The sequence below is a fragment of the Vibrio halioticoli NBRC 102217 genome (assembly GCF_000496695.1).
Lineage (GTDB): Bacteria > Pseudomonadota > Gammaproteobacteria > Enterobacterales > Vibrionaceae > Vibrio > Vibrio halioticoli.
In genome coordinates this window covers 11,859-31,945 of record NZ_BAUJ01000061.1, presented here as the reverse complement: position 1 = coordinate 31,945, position 20,087 = coordinate 11,859, and the positions used below count along the sequence as shown (strand labels likewise).

The window sequence follows — 20,087 nt, the reverse complement described above, 5'->3', positions numbered from 1 at the left end:
TGCGCTATTTCTGACCACTTACTTAGTGTGATTGGTATAACTCAACGTTTAAAACAATAATAATTCACGATCAGTTTCAAGGAATAATAGGTGATGAACAATTTTAGTGCTGTGATTCTGGCTGCGGGCAAAGGCACTCGCATGTACTCTAAAAAGCCAAAAGTACTGCATACATTGGCCGGTAAACCAATGGCAAAGCATGTTATTGACACGTGTGTTGGTCTAGAAGCTAACAACATCCATTTGGTGTTTGGTCACGGCAGTGAGCAGATGAAAGCAACGTTAGCACACGAGCCAGTGAACTGGGTTGAGCAACGCGAACAATTGGGTACTGGGCACGCTGTTGATCAAGCATCACCTCATTTTGCTGATGATGAAAAAGTATTGGTTCTTTACGGTGATGTTCCTCTTATCACCACAGAAACCGTATCGGCACTACTTGATGGCCAACCAGAAGGTGGCGTAGGGCTGCTAACGGTTGTTTTGGATAATCCTATGGGTTACGGCCGTATTGTGCGTGAGAACGGTTCTGTAGTGGCTATCGTGGAACAAAAAGATGCCACAGAAGAGCAAAAAACCATCTGTGAAATCAACACAGGTGTATTGGTTGCTGACGGTAAAGATTTAAAACGTTGGTTGTCTAACCTCAGCAATGATAATGCTCAAGGTGAATACTACTTAACGGATATTATTGCTGCTGCGCATAACGACGGCAAAAAAATTGAAGCGGTACATCCGGCTAGCGCTGTTGAAGTGGAAGGCGTAAATGATCGTCGTCAACTGGCTCGTCTAGAGCGTGCTTACCAGCAAATGCAGGCAGACAAACTGTTAGAGCAAGGCGTAATGCTTCGCGATCCTAGCCGTTTTGATCTACGCGGCTCTTTGCAATGCGGTATGGATGTTGAAATCGATGCTAACGTCATCATTGAAGGTAGCGTGACTATCGGTGATAACGTGGTTATCGGTGCAGGCTGTGTAATTAAAGATTGTGAAATTGATGACAATACTATCATCCGTCCATATTCAGTGATTGAAGATGCGACCGTTGGTGAAGAGTGTACTGTAGGGCCATTTACTCGTCTGCGCCCAGGCGCTGAACTGTGTAATGATGCGCACGTAGGTAACTTTGTGGAAGTGAAAAACGCCCGCATTGGTCAAGGCTCTAAAGCTAATCACTTAACTTACTTAGGTGATGCTGAAATTGGTGAGCGCACTAACATTGGCGCAGGTACTATTACTTGTAACTACGATGGTGCGAACAAATTCAAAACCAACATAGGTAATGATGTATTCGTGGGCTCTGACAGCCAGCTTATTGCTCCAGTGACTATTGCCGATGGCGCCACCATAGGTGCAGGTTCTACTGTGACTAAAAATGTCGGCGAAAATGAGCTGATCATTTCTCGCGCTAAAGAGCGTCGCATTGCTAACTGGCAACGTCCGGTAAAGAAGAAAAAATAGACTGAGCGTCATCGAAATATGGACTCAAAAATAACCCCGCTTTTAGCGGGGTTATTTTTTAATGGTTTGGTATTTCGTAGCGTCTTTCAAGCCAACGTACGCCTTGTGAGACCGCAAGTATCAACACTAAATACTCTAAAACTAGAAAGGTATAAATTTCTAGAGGTAAGTACTCATTAACCACCAGCTCATTGGCACGTCTAGTCAGGTCGCTTAAACCGATAACACTGACCAAAGATGACATCTTCAATATGTAGACAAATTGATTGCCTAAAGGTGGCAGTATTTGGCGTAGAGCTTGCGGGAATATCACCAAGCGCATGGTCTTCCAGTTGCTCAATCCTAATGAGTGCGCCGCTTCATGTTGCCCGCGATGAATCGCCTGAATCCCCCCTCTAAATACCTCTGCCATAAAGGCACTTTCAGCAATAGATAACGCAATCACTCCCGCCCAATAATGATCGAGAGAAATGTCCATTAACGTGGGGAGACCATAGTAGACCCAAAGCAATAGCACCAGTACGGGAATAGAGCGTATGGATTCGACGTAGACTCTGTTAACGCCGCGTATATAAGGGTTTTCTGACAGTGCCGGAAGGGCAATAAAAAAGCCAATTAACATGGCAAAACACATACTAAGCAGCGAAACGCTAATGGTGGCACTAAAACCATCAATCAGAAATTTTACATTGGTTAGGCCTTGCTCCGTGGACGGATCAAGCACATACCATCCCCACTCATAGTCAGAACAACCAGTGAGAAAAACACAACAAAGTAACACAGTGAGAAGATTAAATTTCAAAATATGCCCATCCTTAAGCATACTGTTGACTAGAAACTGGTATGGTATCAGTACCACAAAGTAAACGTTACTGATTTTTAAAAGGATTTATGATGAAAAAGTTACTTTTAGCATTGGGGCTATCTCTTGTAACACTCTCTTCTGCCGTGGCAGAAACCAGTCGACTGCAAGAGATTTTAAGCAGTGGAGTATTAAGGGTCGGTACGACTGGTGACTGGAACCCTATGACCATGAAAAACCCGGCTGACAACAGCTATCGAGGTTTTGATATTGATGTAACCACCGAGCTTGCCAAAGATCTTGGGGTGAAAGTGGAATATGTGGCGACGGATTGGAAAACACTGGTCAACGGCATTACCGCCAACAAATACGACATCACAGGAAGTGCATCTCTGAATATGTCTCGCGCGAAAGTCGCCGGTTATAGCCAACCTTATTTTTACTTAGCCTTTGTGCCAGTAGTGCCGAAGAAAGATCTCGATAAATACTCCGATTGGGCTGACTTTAATCAGCCGGATATTAAAGTGGCCGCCACTCTTGGCACAGTGCAGGAGAAAATGGTGAAAGACTTTTTCCCACAAGCACAACACATAGTGATTGAAGCGCCGGCAAGAGATTTCCAAGAGTTATTGGCGCGCAGAGCGAATGTATCGGTAACCTCAAACGTAGAAGCGGCAACGCTGGTGGAGAAGTTTAAACAACTCGCGATAGTGCCCGTTAAAGAGCCGAAAAACCCAACGCCAATCTCTATGTTGTTGCCGCAAAAAGACCAAGTATGGATCAACTATGTGAATCACTGGGTTGAGCTAAAAACCACTCAAGGCTTCTTTGATAAAACAGCTAAGAAGTGGGGCTTAACGAGCTTATAGAGCTTTTTACTTACTATGATCTAAAAGGTAAAGCCTTACTTTAGGGCAGGAAGATCTTAAGCAAAAGGGAGCGAATATCGCTCCCTTTTCATTTTTAATGTGACCAATTAGTACGACTAAGCCGTCGCTTCAATCTCTTTTTCCCTATCAACCCCAGCGCCTTTATTTCTAGCTAGCCATAAGCCACCAGCAAGACCAAGTAAGCAAATTAGCATAGTCCAACCTGTCGCAATCAGTGCTTGTTGAGCAAACAGTGCCACCAGCATACTGGCAATACTGCTGATACAAATTTGAATGCTGTTTTGCAGCCCGGCAGCAGTTGCTGGGCTATGTTGAGCACTAGATAAAGCTCGATTCACGACGATTGGATAAAGTGCGCCGTTGGCGATAGCGACAAAACAAAACGGCACTAGAACTGGCCATATTGAAGTTAAAGTGCTTTGACTGGCAATAAATACCGTGACTACTGCAAAGGTAAATAACGTCAAAATAATGGAGATCACTTTCCCATCACCATAACGTTCCACACTCTTTTTACCCACGTATCCACCCACCATAAAAGCAATAGTTTGTGGGATAAAACTCATGCCAATATCTTTTGCCGAATACCCCAGTTGCGCCATGATTTCTGGCATACCGGTTAAATAGGCGAAAAACACCGCTGATGTGACAGAGAAGATCAGCACATTGCCGATAAAAATACGGTTTTTTACTAAACTGCCGAGATCGGTGCGCAAAGAAACGGTTTTGCTTGGCTTTGCTTCTGCAGGTTGCTTTACGGTGACAAAAAATAACATCGTACCAATAATGGCGAGCGTAGCAAAAATACTTTCCCAGCCTAAAGTGGTGTTGAGCAGCACACCTAGTTGCGGTGCTAGCGCAGGGGATAAGGCAACTAAGGGCATGATAGAGGCAAAGATGCGCTGGCGTTGCTCTGCGTGGTAGCGCTGAATCACTATGGCTTGCCAGATTACGGTTGGGGCACAGACACCGATGGCTTGGATAAATCGAAATGCCAGTAATTGCGATATGTTACTGCTCAAGGCAATCCCGACAGAGGCGAGGGTAAAAATAGCCAAGCCCAATGCCAGTGAGCGTTTAAGACCAAATCGGTCTGATAGTATTCCCCATGCCAATTGACCCATAGCAAGGCCGACCAAAAAGATACTTAATGACAGCGCGATAGGTTCAGGGCCAGTCGCAAAATCGGCTTGCAAGGTTTGAAATGCCGGCAGGTACATATCGGTTGCGATAAAGCCAAGCATTGAGAGTAGGGCGAGATACCCTAATTGTAATTTACTGATAGACATGAAAAGTTGCTTCAAAAATATGGATTGCGGGTATTCTAAATTGGCTTAACCAACAAATTAAACGCTAATATATGTAGTTATCTATCAAAAAATTTGAAAGCTAGAGTTTTACGTTATGTTATCTCAGAAAAATTTTGAACTGTTGGATGTAGTGGCGAGATTAGGCAGCTTTTCCGCCGCCGCCGAACACTTACACAAAGTGCCGTCAGCAATTAGTTATTCAGTACGTCAGATAGAGCAAGAGTTAGATGTGATCCTATTTAGGCGCTTACCTAGAAGAGTTGAGCTTACTCCAGCAGGAGAGATCTTTATTGAGCAGGTGCGATCTATGCTTCGTCAGATTGAAGAAGCGAAAGCACAAGCAAAACGTACTGCGCAAGGGTGGCAACAGACCTTAAGGATCACTTTAGATAACATCGTAAGGCTAGATAATTTACAGCACCTAATTGATGATTTTTACCGTCAGTTCGATTTTGCGGAGCTGCAAATCAATATGGAGGTTTTTAACGGTGCTTGGGAAGCCATAGCTCAAGAGCGTGCTGATATCGTGTTGGGAGCCACCTCTGCTATCCCTGTTAGCGGTGATTTTGGTATTAAAGACATGGGCAAGATGGAGTGGGTGTTTGTGTGCGCTTCCGATCACCCATTAGCAAGCAAAAGCCAATTACAGGTAGAAGATATCGCTTTGTACCCAAGTGTCAGTCTTGATGATACGTCTAGGGTGCTTCCTAAGCGTCACCAGACGTTATTCACCAATCAAAGGCGTCTTCTTACTCCGAATTGGCATACGGCGATACGTTGTATTAAAGGCGGTGTAGGCGTGGGGTTTGTTCCTGAGCATATTGCACACTCTTTGGTGAACGAAAAAACATTGGTGACTAGAGACATTGAGTTTCAGGCTCCGCCGAGTGAGTGTTGTATGGTATGGCGCAAAGACAGTAGCAATAAGCTCATTGAATGGATGCTGAATTATCTTGGTGACGAAGATAAGCTGCATAGAGACTGGGTGAGCAGCGAATAAAAAGGCAGCCATGAGGCTGCCTTAGTGTTTACTTTACGCTGTTAGCTAAGAAAGAAACGATAAGATGGGTTTTCAGACTCATCTTTATAGCCATAACCTAGCTCGTCTAAGTGACGAGAAAAACGTTCAATATCACCTTCAGTTAATTCAAATCCACACAACACACGGCCGTAATCTGCGCCATGGTTACGGTAGTTGAATAGGCTGATATTCCAATGCGTACCTAAAGTGCTGAGGAAGTTAACCAAGGCACCAGGATATTCTGGGAACTCAAAGCTGTACAATCGCTCTTTGATTGGATTTTTTGGTTTGCCACCAATCATATAGCGGATATGCAGCTTGGCCATTTCATCATCAGAAAGATCAACCACAGGGTAGCCACCTTGTTGTAGATCGTTAATGATGCTATCCAGTTCCGCTTGCCCTTCGTGCAAACGTACCCCGACAAAGATATTGGCTTGCTCATCATCGTTGTAGCGATAGTTAAACTCAGTCACCGCTCGACCGCCGATGATATTGCAAAATTCAAAGAAAGCGCCCGGACGTTCAGGGATAGTAACCGCCAGTAAACCTTCACGTTTTTCACCCAGCTCGCATCGTTCAGAGACGTAGCGTAGGCCGTGGAAGTTAGTATTGGCTCCTGACAATATGGTGGATAGCTTCTTATCTTTTAGCTCATTTTGCTCAGCAAATTTTTTCAAACCCGCTAGCGCAAGTGCCCCCGATGGTTCAGCGATAGCGCGAGTATCTTCGAAGATATCTTTAACCGCTGCGCAGATTTCATCGCTAGACACTGTGATGTGCCCATCGATGTTTTCATTACATAGACGGAAAGTTTCGCTGCCAATCTGCTTCACCGCAACGCCATCAGCAAACATGCTTACTTGGTCAAGGGTGACAGGATGACCCGCATCTAATGCCGCTTTCAAACAGGCTGAATCTTCAGGTTCTACCGCAATCACTTTGATGTTTGGCATCAGCTGTTTAACTAACACTGAAACACCCGCAGCTAAACCACCGCCGCCAACAGGGACGAAGATATAGTCTAGATTGCCGTTTTGCTGAATCATCTCCATACCGATTGTGCCTTGTCCTGCGATCACTAACGGGTGATCGAAAGGGGGGACAAAGGTATAGCCATGCAGTTCAGAAAGTCGCTCAGCTTCTGCTTTTGCTTCGTCAAAGTTGTTGCCGTGCAACACCACAGTACCGCCAAAGGCTCGCACAGCATCAACTTTGATGTCTGGAGTTGTCTTTGGCATCACTATGGTGGTGCTAATGTCTAACTTTGTGCCAGAGAACGCCATGCCTTGAGCATGGTTTCCTGCGGAGGCAGCAATCACACCCGCTTGTTTTTGCTCTTCGGTTAGGTTGGCAACCATGTTGTAAGCGCCGCGCAATTTAAAAGAGTGTACAGGCTGACGATCTTCACGCTTAATTTGCACCTGATTATTCAAACGTTCAGATAAACGAGGCATAGTTTGCAACGGCGTTAGGGTGGCAACTTCGTATATCGGTGCGCGCAAGATTTGGCGCAGATACTCTGCGCCAGATTTGAGATTAGTAAGACTCATAGCCTCACTCCTCAAACTTAGATTTGTCTCTTACCGCTCCTTTGTCTGCACTGGTTGCCATACTTGCGTAGGCTTTTAGAGCAAACGAAACAGCACGCTCACGAGAAACAGGTTTCCAACCTAGTTGGTCTTGTTTAGCGCGACGCTCAGCAAGTTCAGCTTCAGATACCTGTAGTTCAATCGTACGGTTTGGAATGTCGATAGCAATTTGATCGCCAGAGTTTACCAAACCAATGATACCGCCCGCTGCCGCTTCAGGAGAAGCGTGGCCGATAGACAAACCGGCTGTACCGCCAGAGAAGCGACCATCAGTCAGTAGCGCACACTCTTTGCCTAGCCCCATCGATTTTAGGTAAGTGGTTGGGTAAAGCATCTCTTGCATACCTGGGCCACCTTTAGGGCCTTCGTAGCGGATAATAACCACATCGCCCGATTTCACTTTGCCACCTAAGATGCCATCTACAGCGTCTTCTTGGCTTTCAAATACCACCGCAGGGCCAGTAAATTTAAGGATACTTTCGTCTACGCCTGCCGTTTTAACGATACAGCCATCGAGTGCAATATTGCCTTTCAGAACCGCTAGACCGCCATCTTGGCTATAGGCATTTTCTTTACTGCGAATACAGCCTTCTTTACGATCGTCATCCAGAGTTTCCCAGCGGCAATCTTGTGAGAATGCTTTGGTAGTACGGATGCCAGCAGGGCCTGCGCGGAAGAAGTCTTTTACTTCTTGTGATTCAGTTTGCATCACATCGTAGTGCGCCAGTTGCTCTTCCATAGAAAGACCTAGCACAGTGCGAGATTGATTGTTGAGTAAACCAGCGCGGTTAAGCTCACCTAAGATAGCCATTACACCACCAGCGCGGTGAACGTCTTCCATATGATATTTCGGTGTAGAAGGCGCTACTTTACATAGGTTAGGAACACGACGAGACATTTCGTCGATATCTTGCATCGTAAAGTCGACATCACCTTCTTGAGCCGCTGCAATAAGGTGAAGAACGGTGTTGGTTGAACCGCCCATTGCAATATCAAGTGCAATCGCATTCTCAAAGGCTTTTTTGGTGGCGATGTTACGTGGCAGAGCCGATTCGTCATCTTGCTCGTAGTAACGTTTAGTCAGTTCAACAATGCGTTTACCAGCATTGATAAATAGCGCTTCACGGTCTGCGTGAGTGGCAAGCATTGAACCATTACCTGGCTGAGAAAGACCTAGAGCTTCGGTTAGACAGTTCATTGAGTTTGCAGTGAACATACCAGAACATGAACCACATGTTGGACATGCGCTACGTTCTACTTGTTCGCTTTGCTCATCAGATACTGTTGGATCGGCACTTTGCATCATGGCATCAACAAGATCGAGTTTGATCAGCTGATCAGAAAGCTTAGTTTTACCCGCTTCCATTGGGCCACCAGAAACAAAGATCACTGGGATATTTAGGCGCATAGAGGCCATTAGCATTCCCGGAGTGATTTTGTCACAGTTTGAGATACAAACCATGGCATCGGCACAGTGAGCATTCACCATGTATTCTACCGAATCTGCGATAAGCTCACGCGATGGTAGAGAGTACAGCATGCCGCCGTGACCCATAGCAATACCATCATCAACTGCGATGGTGTTGAATTCTTTGGCGATGCCGCCTGCTTTTTCGATTTCGCCAGCAACAAGTTGACCCATATCTTTCAGGTGAACGTGTCCTGGTACAAATTGAGTAAATGAGTTTACGACAGCGATAATAGGCTTACCGAAATCTTCGTCTTTTACTCCGGTTGCGCGCCATAGTGCGCGTGCGCCAGCCATGTTGCGGCCGTGAGTTGTAGTTGCACTGCGATAGATTGGCATAATGATTCCTTATTTCTCTGCGTCAGCTGGGTAAACGTAGTCTAACCAACCCCATTTATCTTCTGTTGTACCGTTGAATAGACCAAAATAGGTCTCTTGTAAGTCTTTAGTCACAGGACCGCGCTTACCTTCACCCACTTGAATCTGATCAACAGAGCGTACTGGAACGATTTCTGCTGCAGTACCTGTCATGAATACTTCGTCAGCAAGGTATAGCGCTTCACGCGCAATGTTTGCTTCAACAATTTCGTAGCCTTTTTCGCGAGCCAATACCATGATTGAATCACGAGTGATGCCTGGCAAAATAGCCGCAGTTGCTGGTGGTGTAATGATTACGCCGTCTTTTACGACAAAAATGTTTTCACCCGCACCTTCAGATAGATAACCATCAACACTTAGCGCAATCCCTTCATCATAACCGTGACGACGTGCTTCACCGCCAACCAGTAATGAAGATAGGTAGTTACCCCCCGCTTTAGCTGCGGTAGGGATGGTGTTTGGTGCTGCGCGGTTCCAGCTAGAGATCATCGCATCAACGCCATTTTCTAGCGCTTCTTCGCCTAAGTAAGAGCCCCAAGGGAAAGCGGCAATGATAAGTTCCATTTCACTGTCAACTGGAGGGCAAACACCTAGACCCACATTGCCCACAAAACCTAGTGGACGAATGTAAGCGCTGTCCAGTTTGTTTACACGGATAGTTTCACGGGTTGCTTCCATAATTTCTTCTACAGAGTACGGAATTGGGAAACGGTAGATTTTTGCTGAATTTTTTAGACGTTTTGCATGCTCTGGATGGCGGAAAACAACAGGCCCTTTAGGGGTGTTATAACAACGCACACCTTCGAATACTGATGTGCCATAGTGCATTGCATGAGTGAGCACGTGTACGTTGGCATCTGCCCACGGAACCATTTCACCGTTAAACCAAATATAATCTGCTGTCTTTGTAGCCATTGCTGCTTTCCTTATGCGCTCACTTTGTGCTGTAAATTGTTGTTAGGAAGTTCGTTGTTATCAATTTTGATGACGTCTACGCTAATTACATCCCACAATTTTTCAATTTGATTTGTTAAAAATGTGATAGGGCGTTCACTGTCAACGATGATTTCGACACTGGCGATTTTGCTTTGATGATTTTGTGTGCCAGCCACTTGGCGAACGATAAATCCACGGTGACGGACCACGCGTAATACGCGCTCCATAAGCACAGGTTTATCATCGGCTTTAATATCTAATAAGTATCTTTCCATGGGTGCCTCTATTAGGTGTTCTCTAACATTTCTTCATTTGAGGCACCTGGTGGTACCAATGGCCATACGTTCTCTTCTTCATCGATGACAACGTGTAATAGATAAGCGGTTTTGCTTTCTAGCATCTCTTTTAATGCTGGCTCAACTTCTTCTTTCTTGGTGATGGTTTTACCCGGAATATCAAATGCCTTCGCAAGCATGATGAAGTCAGGGTTATCGTCAAGAATCGTCTCACTATGGCGTCCATCGAAAAAGAGAGATTGCCATTGGCGCACCATACCTAAACGTTGGTTATTGATAAGCACCATTTTCACCGGAATTTGACGACGTTTAAGCGTTCCTAACTCTTGTACGTTCATCATAAATGAGCCGTCACCCGAGATTAAGATAGATTGGTCATCGGGTCTTGCGACTGCCGCACCCATGGCCGCAGGTAAACCAAAGCCCATAGTGCCAAGACCTGCAGAAGAGATGAAGTTTTGAGGGTTGCGAGGTTGTATGTGCTGCGCCGCCCACATTTGGTGCTGACCTACATCAGTAGAAACAATAGAGCTGTCTGGCATCATATCGGACAGTTGTTTCAATAGTAATGGTGCGTAGATTAATTCACCAGGGTGGTTGTACTGCCATTTGAAGCTACTACGTAGGCTCTCACAGTGGTGAACCCAAGGTGTAATGTCATTTTCAATGTGCAGCTGTGGCAAAATCTCGTTGATGTCGCCGCGTAGCGCTGAGTGCGCATGACGTAATTTATTAAATTCAGCTTTATCGATATCGATATGGATAATTTTGGCGTTTGGAGCAAAGGTATCTAGCTTGCCTGTTACTCGGTCATCAAAGCGAGCACCCACTACGATAAGTAGGTCAGACTCTTGCACAATCAGGTTGGCAGCTTTAGTGCCGTGCATACCTAGCATACCCAAGTAATGCGGATTATGGCGCTCAATAGTGCCGAGACCCTTTAAGGTACTGACTGATGGCATTGGATTTTTCGCTAGAAACTCTCGCGTAGTTGCCGTGGCTTTAGCAAGCTGAACACCACCGCCAACATACAATACAGGTCGACGACTTTCACGTAACAGTGCTTGTGCTAATCGGTAATCTTCTGGTTGAGGTACCGGCATCATTGGTTGCTGAAACACAGGAATATCTAATTCTGGAGCATCAGCAAGTTGAACATCTTTAGCAATATCAACGAGTACAGGACCGGGGCGACCCGCTTTTGCCACTTCAAAAGCTTCTGCTAGAGTTGGCGCGAGATCTTCGATATCGGTCACTAGGTAGCTGTGCTTGGTACAAGACAAAGACATGCCAATAACATCCATTTCTTGGAATGCGTCAGTACCGATGTGAGAGCTTGCTACCTGTCCTGTAATTGCCACAATAGGTACAGAATCTAAGAACGCGTCAGCAAGACCTGTCACTAGGTTTGTAGCGCCGGGGCCTGAGGTTGCCATGCATACCGCAACATCTTGAGTTGAACGAGACATGCCAATAGCAGCCATTGCCGCCCCTTGCTCATGTCGGCAAAGAATATGTTCAACGCCACCATCATATAATGCGTCATAGATAGGCATTATTGCGCCACCAGGGTAGCCAAATATGGTCTTAATTCCTTGTTGGCGAAGTGCTTCTACCACTAATTGTGCGCCCGTCATTGGTTATCTCCCTTTGATGAGGCAAGCTGCTGCTTGGTTGTGTTCTTAGTCTTACTGCACATCTTGTGCTCCATGTCCTGATTAGGATCTCTATGAGACCTATAAAACTAAAAAGCCCCCGAACTTTTCAGTGCGAGGGCTTGTGAATCTTGCTGTACTAGTTTGCGCCTACTCGCCCTCGCGCGGTGTGAATAATCACCACGATAATCAGGCTGACCAGAGTTAGTAGTCGAATAGTAGTTTGCATAATTCTCAAATAAAGTTGCACAGTCTTAATACTATTAGTGGTATCACAATTTCTTGCGATCTGACAAGGAAAAACTCATTCTTTTTTCACTTTCCTTCTTTTAGTCGGTTGCCTAAACCCTATATAGGGTTGCGTAACTGGATGAAATATGGGGTTAGCGATAGTACATAGTCGGGCAAGTTTAGGGGTGTTAGCACCGCAAGTGACGGTTGAAGTTCACATTGGCCCTGGTATGCCGGGTTTTCATTTAGTGGGATTAGCCGAAACCAGTGTTAAAGAATCCAAAGACCGAGTAAGAAGTGCGATTATGAACTCTCGCTTTTCTTTTCCGAGACACAAGATCACTGTTAACTTAGCTCCCGCGGATCTCCCCAAAGACGGTGGGCGTTTTGATTTACCGATTGCTATAGGCATTTTGGTAGCCAGTGAACAGATCCCAGTAGATAAAATTAATGATGTTGAGCTAGTGGGTGAGTTGGCACTCTCGGGTGAATTACGCCCAGTCAGAGGTGTTATCTCTGCTGCCATTGCCAGTAAAAGTAAAAACCGCACCTTGATTAGTCCTGCGCAAAACGCCAGTCAGGTACGTTTGGTTGATGAGCATAGTAATTTGTCGGCTAGCAGTTTATTGCAGGTGAGTGGATTTTTAGCCTCGCAACTGGAATTGGATTTAGAGCTTGCCACTGCTATGGATGGTCCGCCGACAACAACCAAAAATATGCAAGATGTCATCGGCCAACAACAAGGAAAAAGAGCGTTAGAAATTGCGGCCGCCGGACAACACAATTTGCTTTTTGTCGGTCCTCCGGGAACAGGGAAAACTATGTTGGCGGCTCGCTTGCCGGATTTAATTCCACCAATGAGTAAACAAGAGGCTTTAGAGGTTGCGGCAGTATCTTCGCTAGTGGACCAGGATTTAGATGAAAGCTCATGGCGCAAGCGCCCCTTTCGCGCACCTCATCATTCTAGCTCTATGGCGGCCTTGGTTGGTGGTGGTTCATCGCCAAAGCCGGGCGAGATTTCATTGGCCCATAATGGTGTGCTCTTTTTAGATGAATTACCTGAGTTTGAACGGCGAGTATTAGATGCACTGCGCGAACCTTTAGAGGCAGGTGAGATCGCCATTTCTCGAGCCTCGGGAAAAACGTGTTTTCCGGCTCGTTTTCAGTTGATTGCCGCTTTAAATCCAAGCCCGTCTGGGCAGTATAAAGAAGGCCAGTTAGGGGCATCACCGCAGGTAATATTGAAATACCTAAGTCGAATCTCAGGCCCGTTTCTTGATCGCTTTGATATGTCGGTGGAAATTCCCTTGTTACCCTTAGGGACTTTAAGTGAAGGGGGTGATAGAGGTGACAGCACTGAGGTGTGCCTTGCAAGAGTCGCCCAAGCCAGAGAGATCATGCTGGCGAGAGCGGGTAAGCCCAACGCGCGATTATCGAATCGAGAAATGGATCAACACTGTGTTTTACTAAAGGAAGACGCTGAGTTTTTAGAGTTTGCGATTACTCGCTTAGGGTTGTCGATACGTGCTTATCATCGAATTATCAGAGTGGCGCGCACCATTGCCGATTTAGCCTTGTGCGAAACAATAACCAGAGAGCATTTAAGCGAAGCGTTGGGGTATAGAGCGATGGATCGTCTGTTGTTGTCGATTCATCGGCAAGTGGCAGGGTAAACCAGAAATAAGAAGGGGAGCTTTAAGCTCCCCTCTAATAATATTTAAGCGTTAATTATTTGAGAGTTAATAGATAATTAACTAGGTCAGACAGATCTTTAGCTGATTTTACTGAACCCATTTCAACAAGGTATTTGTTGTTTATTACAATAGATGGCACACCTTTTAGGTTACTATCTTTAAATTTCTTATCAAAACGACGCGCCATTGAATCCACAGCGAATCCTTTAAATGCTGCATCAAATTTCTTCGCATCTACACCTTCATCTAGGAAGATTTGACGCAGTTCTGCTTCATCACGAGGCGCTGCATTTAGCTTGTGGATGCGGTTAAACATCACCGGAATCATCTTGTCTTCAACTTCTAGCACTACCATAGTGGCGTAAGCTTTGCTCATTGATAGACCCATGCTACCTCCCATGAAAGAAACATGAGATTTTTGGAATTTAGCATTGGCAGGTAGAGATGATTTTAGGTTTTTAATGATCGGCTCAAACTGGTAGCAGTGTGGGCAGTAGAAAGAGAAAAACTCATTAACTGTCGGAGAAGATGACGCTGGCAGATCAAGCACGGTATAGTTTTGACCTTCGGTGAACTGAGCTGCGTGAACAGACAATGTTAAAAACATGGTTGCCACTAAGGCAATCAACTTTTTCATTTGTAACTCCTTCAAAAATATTCTTCTGGATACTACCAGTTAGGTGTTAGAGACAATGCTGGCTCTTGTAGCGCAGACAGTTGCTCTTTTATTGCTAATACTTGACCTTCCCAGTATTTTGCATCATTAAACCATGGAAATGCTACAGGGAAAGCGGGATCTTGCCATCTTTTTGCAAGCCAAGACATATAGTGTATTAAACGTAGACCGCGCAAAGGCTCGATCAGTTTCAATTGATTGCTATCAAAATCGCAAAATTCTTGATATCCCTCTAAAACAATATCAAGTTGCAACAGTTTCTCCTGACGATCGCCACTGAGTAGCATCCATAGATCTTGCACGGCAGGGCCATTTCTTGCGTCATCTAAATCCACAAACATAGGGCCATCACGCCATAAGATATTGCCCGGATGACAATCGCCGTGCAATCGGATAGGTGTGTAGTCTGCTTGCCATTGCTGTTCAATAGCAGTAATTAGCGCCTGCATATCGTGGAAAAAAGCCTTTTCAATATGCGCGGGAATAAACTCACTTTTTTGTAATAGATCTCTAGATTGATAGAGGTACTCATCGAGCCCCATAGTTGGCCTGTGCTGAAAAGCGGGTTGCCCTTGACTGACTTTATGAATACGTCCAAGGAATCGGCCTACCATTTCCAGTTGATTATAGTTATCGACTTCAAACTGTCGACCACCGACGCTTTCAAATAAGGTGAATAGATAACCTTTGTGCTGATGTAAGGTTTTGCCATTGATAACGACCGGAGGCGCAATAGGGATTTCATGGTCGAGTAAAGAGAGCGTGAAATCATGCTCTTCTTGGATTTGTAATTCGTTCCAACGTTGTGGTCGATAAAACTTCACCACGTAGCGTTTCTTTTCTTCGTCGATGAATTGATAAACTCGGTTTTCATAGCTATTTAATGCTAAAAAACCAGATTCGGCACGTATTCCAATACTCTCTAATGCATACCACATAAGGTCGGGCGTTAGAGAATCAAAGTTGAATAAAGAGTTCATTGTTAAATTGCCAGTGACGAAAAAAGAGGGTTATCACGCAGTATAACCCTCTGATTGCATTAATTCTTGCTAAAGCTGTTTGATAAAGCGACTTTCCACATCGATAGCGAAACCCCCTTCGGCTTCTAGCGTAAATTCAATCTTAGTTACTGGCGAGCTTAATTGTTGAGGATCAATCCCCAAACTCATTGGTAAATTGAACACTTCTCCTGGGGAGACGTTGATTGTTTGTCTGCCATACCATTTAGCATCAGTTAACCCTGAAACCGTTAAGCGATAAGTTTGTGGTTGTTGGGTTTTATTGATGATTTTCAGGGTATAGGTATTCTCTATCAAGCCATTGCTATTGGTTCTATAGAGTTGAGCGCGGTCTCGGATAATGGTGAGACCGGCGGGATCAACCGTCGATACTTGTTGTGAGAAGAAGCCCAGCATCAAAATCATCACTAAGCCATAACCGATAAGTTTCGGTCTCATGATCTTAGTGTGAGTACCTTCCAGTTTGTGCTCTGTGGTGTAACTGATCAGCCCTTTGTCATAATTCATGCGCGCCATTGTGTTGTCGCAAGCATCAATACAAGCGCCACAGTTGATGCATTCATATTGCAGACCGTCACGAATATCAATGCCCGTTGGGCACACTTGCACGCATAAATTACAGTCTATGCAGTCACCTAAACCTAATTCGCTAGGATTTGCTTTACGTGCTCTAGGGCCTCGGTTTTCACCTCGTTTTTTATCATAGCCGACGATAAAGGTATCTTTATCAAACATGGCGGATTGGAAGCGAGCATATGGACACATGTGAATGCAGACAATAGAGCGCATCCATCCTGCATTGGCATAGGTACAGACTGCAAAGAAAAGAACCCAGAAATAAGTCCAAGACGAAGCGTTTAAAGTAAAGAAGTCATACCAAAGCGCATGTACTGGAACAAAGTAGGCAACAAAAGTCATGCCTGTAAATAGCGCGATACTCCACCAAGCAATGTGTTTAGCGGTTTTGCGCATCATTAGCGAGCGGGTAAGCGGCGAAGAATCCTGTTTTTTACGTTTGTTAGCGGCGCCCTCTAGCTTCTCTTCAAACCAGATATACATGAAGGTCCACACGGTTTGTGGGCACAAATAGCCACACCAAACTCGACCTAAAAAGGTGGTAATAAAAAACAGCCCAAACGCTGCAATCATAAAGAGTAAAGCTAAAAGCGTGAGATCTTGCGGGTAAAGGGTAGTACCAAAAAAGTTGAATTGTTGCTGTCCTATATCCAATAGGATGGCTTGACGTTCGCCATAGGGAATCCAAGGGATAACGGCAAACAGTAACAACAATACCCAAGCACCATAGCGACGTAGTTTTTGAAATACGCCCGAGCTTGCTCTTACATAGATACGATTGCTTGGGTTAAACCTATCTCCTTGGCTCTTGTGCGCTTTTGGGTTGAACTCTTTGGGGGTAACGTCTTTGACGTTGATGCGATCCTTGCTCATTTCATATTCTCAACCAAAATCCTAGGCTCAGTATATCGGATAATATGAAAATGATTTGTTATATGAGTTGCAGAAATAAGCAGGGCGCTAAGTTTAGCGGTAAAACATTTTTTTTTGGGGGGGGGGGGAGTGAAACTAAGGGCCAGCAATATACCGCTACCCCTTAACTATTATGATTGGTCTATAGCTAGTCAATAATGCCACGAGCACGTAGAAGAGCTGTTTTAAAATCGTCTTCTTTGTCTTTAGCTAAACCAGGGATTTCTTCTTGTTGTTCGCTATTACGCATCTTTAGATGGTAAATAAGAACATCATCACTTAGATCTTCCAGTTTGCCTTTGTAACCTGCTTCTTCTGCAAGCTTAAGTAGAAACTCGACCAAATTCAGGTTTGGATCTTTTTTCCACTCAGGGTGTAGTAGTTCAATTACTTCATTAACGCGATGGCATTTCATGGTCTTCTCCATAGAACTTGAGATGTGCGCTTAACTTAACAAAAAGAGTATCAAAAAGATAAGAAAAAAGCGTATTTGAATAGTTCAAATACGCTTTTAATATAGAGAATAAGATTGCAAAAAGTCAGTTTCATCAAAAATGAATGGAACTTAACTCTTTTTACTTTCTTCAGCTCTTTGTTTGTTTGATGGTACTGGCGCAAAATAATTTCTGCGATGTACCGCTCGACTGCTAGGTCGAGAAAACCTGACGGCTGTTGGAAACATACTTCACCAATGAGTCAGGCATATCCTTTGCCGTTAAACAGATACTCAACGAGTATCATGTATATATCGTACCAGATAACTTTAGATATAGAATGGGAAAACATCTAATTTTCAATGCATAAAAGAGCCAGCAATGTTTTATAAAGCTCAAATTTTTAAGAAATGCCTTTGGTTAATCGACGCTTTTTGAGCCAGTATAAGTAAAGTGATTTCATATGAGGGATCAAAGCATGTCTTTTTTTAAGAAAACATTGGCCAGTTTAGGGATTGGCTCCGCAAAAGTTGATGCCGTTCTGCAACAAGAAACAATTGTTCCCGGAGATACAGTCAGTGTCGTGATTCATGTTTATGGAGGAGCAACAGAGCAGCATATTGATCATATCGATATCAAACTGTGCTGTAGCTATATCTCTGAACAAGAACAGCGTCAGCCTCACACCGAAGGGCCCATTAAGCGTAAAGTGTCGCAAAACTATGTGTTGGATAAATGGGATTTACCTTACTCATTCACTATTCATCCGGCAGAAGAGCGTACTTTTGAAATAGAGCTTACGGCACCATTAAATACCCCGCTCACCATAGGTGACTCAAAAGTATGGTTGGAAACCTCATTAGATATTGATTTGGCTATCGACCCAACAGACAAAGACCTACTTACCGTACGTCCTGATCCCGTTTTAGATGCGATCTTTTCTGAGCTAGAAGAATTGGGTTTGCGTATCCGCCAAGCTGAGTGCGAAGAAGCCAAAGGGTTTGAACTTCCTTTTGTACAAGAATTTGAGTTTGTACCAACGACGGGATTGTTTCACGGCACATGGCGTGAGATTGAGATCATTGCGTATCGCGATCAGCAGCAGTTACAGCTCTGGTTTGAAATCGACCGAGGCAAAAGAGGTGTCAGTGGGCTTTTATCTAGCTTATTAGGCTCATCTGAACTCAACTGCTATCTATCTTTATCTAGTGATTTAACCCATCAACAATGCGCCGAAAAAGTGACTCAATATCTGATCGATTTGTTTGAAACCAAACGAGGTTAGCGCTTCCAGAATGCCGGTAAGAACAATACAAAAATAGTCAGAATTTCAAGACGACCTAACAACATACCAAAGCTAAGCAACCATTTGGCCCCATCAGGTAACGGAGCAAAGTTACCTGTTGGACCAATGATTGGCCCCATACCCGGCCCTACATTTGCTACCGCAGTAATTGACCCTGTAAGGCTAGTCACAGGGTCTAAATCCATAGCGGATAAGCCACCGGCAACTAACAATACAGTAGCAAAGAAAGTTAAGGTAAATGCAACAATTGAGCGGATGATATCGTCGTTTACTCGACGGTTATTATATCGCTGGATGAAAACCCCAGACGGATGAATCAGCTTCATCATCTGTATCTTCAATAGCGTGTAAGCTATTTGGAAGCGGAAAGTTTTGATCCCACCAGCGGTAGACCCAGAGCATGCCCCCATCATCAGCAGGAAAGTAAAGAGTACGGTAGTCAATGTACCCCAAGAGGTAAAGTCATCTAGACCAAAGCCTGTTGTAGTCAATACCGAGACCACGTTGAACATCGAGACTCGCAGCGCATCGTCCATTTGATAGCTATCATGAAAAACCAGCCAAGCAGCAATCATTAGGCTGGAAATCATAAACAGCTTAAAGAAGCCGATAACCTGAGCATCTTTAGTTAAAGCGTATAGAGATTGTTTTCTATAGGCGGCAACAAACAACAGAAATGGTAGCCCGCCAAGAAACATAAATAGGGTAGAAAACCACTGTGTTTCATGAGAGAAGTGATTCATTGAGCCATCAGAAGTGGAATAGCCGCCAGTCGAAATGGTAGTAAAGGCGTGGTTGATGGCTTCAAATGGTGTCATACCTGTCGCCACATAACTGGCAAAACAGGCAAATGTCAGCCCTAGATAAACGACGACGATACTTTTAGCGACACTTTTGACTCGTGGTGAGCTTTTATCAGACCAGTCGGAAGATTCGGTTTGGAATAGGCGCATCCCACCGACATTGAGCATAGGTAAGATAGCTACACCCATAACAATAAAGCCAACGCCACCTAACCATTGCAATAATGAACGCCATAGCAAAATGCTAGGGGACATAGTATCTAGCCCACTGAGTACGGTTGAGCCAGTGGTGGTTATTCCTGACATGGTCTCAAAGTACGCATCAGTGAAGCTAATATGATTGATAAAGACAAACGGTAAGGCCGCAAAAACAGTACTCACAACCCATACTAAGGTGGTGACTAAGAACACATCTCGAACATTGAGTTTAAACTGCTTCGTACGCCCTAAAGTTAGGCAAATAAACGATACTACGTGGGTGATGGCGACTGCTTTTGCGAATTCAACAAAACCACTTCCAGGATTAAAAATCGCTAAAATTGTTGGCGGGTACATAAACAGTGCTAGCTTAGACAGCACTAACCCTAAAACAAATAGTATTGGACGTACATTTACCATATTCGGTGG

17 protein-coding genes are annotated in these 20,087 nt (G+C 44.5%); 5 read left to right on the top strand and 12 right to left on the bottom strand.

Annotated features, from left to right (window positions below; genetic code table 11):
* Positions 1 to 93: 93 nt before the first annotated feature.
* Positions 94 to 1,461 (top strand): bifunctional UDP-N-acetylglucosamine diphosphorylase/glucosamine-1-phosphate N-acetyltransferase GlmU, encoded by a 1,368-nt coding sequence (gene glmU / locus VHA01S_RS15350; RefSeq protein ID WP_023405265.1) that lies wholly within the window; start codon positions 94 to 96, stop codon positions 1,459 to 1,461.
* A gap of 58 nt (positions 1,462 to 1,519) precedes the next feature.
* Here the strand turns inward: glmU and VHA01S_RS15345 are convergent, their stop codons facing one another.
* Positions 1,520 to 2,284: an amino acid ABC transporter permease gene (locus VHA01S_RS15345; protein WP_052029637.1), complete on the bottom strand. Its 765-nt coding sequence runs from the start codon at positions 2,282 to 2,284 to the stop codon at positions 1,520 to 1,522.
* Between the two features lie 71 nt (positions 2,285 to 2,355).
* On the opposite strand from VHA01S_RS15345, the gene VHA01S_RS15340 reads away from it, so the two are divergent.
* Positions 2,356 to 3,132: a transporter substrate-binding domain-containing protein gene (locus VHA01S_RS15340; RefSeq protein WP_021714812.1), complete on the top strand. Its 777-nt coding sequence runs from the start codon at positions 2,356 to 2,358 to the stop codon at positions 3,130 to 3,132.
* 116 nt (positions 3,133 to 3,248) lie between these two features.
* On the opposite strand, the gene punC is transcribed toward VHA01S_RS15340, so the two are convergent.
* Entirely contained in the window at positions 3,249 to 4,442 is a 1,194-nt protein-coding gene (gene punC, locus VHA01S_RS15335) for a purine nucleoside transporter PunC (protein ID WP_023405263.1), read from the bottom strand.
* A 115-nt stretch (positions 4,443 to 4,557) separates the two neighbouring features.
* Here punC and punR point away from each other — a divergent pair, with 115 nt between their 5' ends.
* Positions 4,558 to 5,463 carry a DNA-binding transcriptional activator PunR gene (gene punR, locus VHA01S_RS15330; protein ID WP_023405262.1) on the top strand — a complete coding sequence of 302 codons (906 nt, stop codon included), beginning with the start codon at positions 4,558 to 4,560 and terminating at the stop codon, positions 5,461 to 5,463.
* A gap of 41 nt (positions 5,464 to 5,504) precedes the next feature.
* Here the strand turns inward: punR and ilvA are convergent, their stop codons facing one another.
* From ilvA to ilvG, 5 genes are read right to left on the bottom strand one after another with little or no spacing between them, the layout of a single operon-like run.
* The gene (gene ilvA / locus VHA01S_RS15325; RefSeq protein WP_023405261.1) at positions 5,505 to 7,037 is read right to left on the bottom strand and encodes a threonine ammonia-lyase, biosynthetic; all 1,533 of its coding nucleotides are present in this window, start codon (positions 7,035 to 7,037) and stop codon (positions 5,505 to 5,507) included.
* A gap of 4 nt (positions 7,038 to 7,041) precedes the next feature.
* The gene (gene ilvD, locus VHA01S_RS15320; RefSeq protein ID WP_023405260.1) at positions 7,042 to 8,883 is read right to left on the bottom strand and encodes a dihydroxy-acid dehydratase; all 1,842 of its coding nucleotides are present in this window, start codon (positions 8,881 to 8,883) and stop codon (positions 7,042 to 7,044) included.
* 9 nt (positions 8,884 to 8,892) lie between these two features.
* Positions 8,893 to 9,837, bottom strand: coding sequence for a branched-chain-amino-acid transaminase (locus tag VHA01S_RS15315; RefSeq protein ID WP_023405259.1), 945 nt, complete (start codon positions 9,835 to 9,837; stop codon positions 8,893 to 8,895).
* Positions 9,838 to 9,848: 11 nt separating this feature from the next.
* Entirely contained in the window at positions 9,849 to 10,133 is a 285-nt protein-coding gene (gene ilvM / locus VHA01S_RS15310; RefSeq protein ID WP_023405258.1) for an acetolactate synthase 2 small subunit, read from the bottom strand.
* Between the two features lie 11 nt (positions 10,134 to 10,144).
* Positions 10,145 to 11,791, bottom strand: coding sequence for an acetolactate synthase 2 catalytic subunit (gene ilvG, locus VHA01S_RS15305; protein ID WP_023405257.1), 1,647 nt, complete (start codon positions 11,789 to 11,791; stop codon positions 10,145 to 10,147).
* A 395-nt stretch (positions 11,792 to 12,186) separates the two neighbouring features.
* Between ilvG and VHA01S_RS15300 the strand changes: the two genes are divergently transcribed.
* A complete protein-coding gene (locus VHA01S_RS15300; protein WP_023405256.1) occupies positions 12,187 to 13,713 on the top strand; it encodes a YifB family Mg chelatase-like AAA ATPase in 1,527 nt (508 codons plus the stop codon).
* Positions 13,714 to 13,768: 55 nt separating this feature from the next.
* Here the strand turns inward: VHA01S_RS15300 and VHA01S_RS15295 are convergent, their stop codons facing one another.
* From VHA01S_RS15295 to VHA01S_RS15280, 4 genes are all read right to left on the bottom strand, one after another.
* On the bottom strand, positions 13,769 to 14,371 hold the full coding sequence (locus VHA01S_RS15295; RefSeq protein WP_023405255.1) for a DsbA family protein: 603 nt from the start codon (positions 14,369 to 14,371) through the stop codon (positions 13,769 to 13,771).
* 32 nt (positions 14,372 to 14,403) lie between these two features.
* A complete protein-coding gene (locus VHA01S_RS15290) occupies positions 14,404 to 15,390 on the bottom strand; it encodes a serine/threonine protein kinase (RefSeq protein WP_023405254.1) in 987 nt (328 codons plus the stop codon).
* A gap of 69 nt (positions 15,391 to 15,459) precedes the next feature.
* Positions 15,460 to 16,878 (bottom strand): cytochrome c oxidase accessory protein CcoG, encoded by a 1,419-nt coding sequence (ccoG, locus tag VHA01S_RS15285; RefSeq protein ID WP_023405253.1) that lies wholly within the window; start codon positions 16,876 to 16,878, stop codon positions 15,460 to 15,462.
* 187 nt (positions 16,879 to 17,065) lie between these two features.
* Complete coding sequence (locus VHA01S_RS15280) at positions 17,066 to 17,344, bottom strand: YihD family protein (RefSeq protein WP_172972845.1); 279 nt, start codon at positions 17,342 to 17,344, stop codon at positions 17,066 to 17,068.
* Between the two features lie 485 nt (positions 17,345 to 17,829).
* Here VHA01S_RS15280 and VHA01S_RS15275 point away from each other — a divergent pair, with 485 nt between their 5' ends.
* On the top strand, positions 17,830 to 18,636 hold the full coding sequence (locus VHA01S_RS15275; RefSeq protein ID WP_039971136.1) for a sporulation protein: 807 nt from the start codon (positions 17,830 to 17,832) through the stop codon (positions 18,634 to 18,636).
* On the opposite strand, the gene VHA01S_RS15270 is transcribed toward VHA01S_RS15275, so the two are convergent.
* Positions 18,633 to 20,078, bottom strand: coding sequence for a TrkH family potassium uptake protein (locus VHA01S_RS15270; RefSeq protein WP_023405250.1), 1,446 nt, complete (start codon positions 20,076 to 20,078; stop codon positions 18,633 to 18,635). The genes VHA01S_RS15275 and VHA01S_RS15270 overlap by 4 nt on opposite strands.
* Positions 20,079 to 20,087: the final 9 nt, after the last annotated feature.

Bases quoted from the DNA above. Each gene is read 5' to 3' on its own strand.
- VHA01S_RS15290 (WP_023405254.1), bottom strand. From the start codon at position 15,390: ATGAACTCTTTATTCAACTTTGATTCTCTAACGCCCGACCTTATGTGG.
- VHA01S_RS15275 (WP_039971136.1), top strand. From the start codon at position 17,830: ATGTCTTTTTTTAAGAAAACATTGGCCAGTTTAGGGATTGGCTCCGCA.
- ilvG (WP_023405257.1), bottom strand. From the start codon at position 11,791: ATGACGGGCGCACAATTAGTGGTAGAAGCACTTCGCCAACAAGGAATT.
- VHA01S_RS15270 (WP_023405250.1), bottom strand. From the start codon at position 20,078: ATGGTAAATGTACGTCCAATACTATTTGTTTTAGGGTTAGTGCTGTCT.
- glmU (WP_023405265.1), top strand. From the start codon at position 94: ATGAACAATTTTAGTGCTGTGATTCTGGCTGCGGGCAAAGGCACTCGC.
- ilvD (WP_023405260.1), bottom strand. From the start codon at position 8,883: ATGCCAATCTATCGCAGTGCAACTACAACTCACGGCCGCAACATGGCT.
- VHA01S_RS15280 (WP_172972845.1), bottom strand. From the start codon at position 17,344: ATGGAGAAGACCATGAAATGCCATCGCGTTAATGAAGTAATTGAACTA.
- punC (WP_023405263.1), bottom strand. From the start codon at position 4,442: ATGTCTATCAGTAAATTACAATTAGGGTATCTCGCCCTACTCTCAATG.
- VHA01S_RS15295 (WP_023405255.1), bottom strand. From the start codon at position 14,371: ATGAAAAAGTTGATTGCCTTAGTGGCAACCATGTTTTTAACATTGTCT.
- VHA01S_RS15315 (WP_023405259.1), bottom strand. From the start codon at position 9,837: ATGGCTACAAAGACAGCAGATTATATTTGGTTTAACGGTGAAATGGTT.
- punR (WP_023405262.1), top strand. From the start codon at position 4,558: ATGTTATCTCAGAAAAATTTTGAACTGTTGGATGTAGTGGCGAGATTA.
- VHA01S_RS15340 (WP_021714812.1), top strand. From the start codon at position 2,356: ATGAAAAAGTTACTTTTAGCATTGGGGCTATCTCTTGTAACACTCTCT.
- ilvM (WP_023405258.1), bottom strand. From the start codon at position 10,133: ATGGAAAGATACTTATTAGATATTAAAGCCGATGATAAACCTGTGCTT.
- ilvA (WP_023405261.1), bottom strand. From the start codon at position 7,037: ATGAGTCTTACTAATCTCAAATCTGGCGCAGAGTATCTGCGCCAAATC.
- ccoG (WP_023405253.1), bottom strand. From the start codon at position 16,878: ATGAGCAAGGATCGCATCAACGTCAAAGACGTTACCCCCAAAGAGTTC.
- VHA01S_RS15345 (WP_052029637.1), bottom strand. From the start codon at position 2,284: ATGCTTAAGGATGGGCATATTTTGAAATTTAATCTTCTCACTGTGTTA.
- VHA01S_RS15300 (WP_023405256.1), top strand. From the start codon at position 12,187: ATGGGGTTAGCGATAGTACATAGTCGGGCAAGTTTAGGGGTGTTAGCA.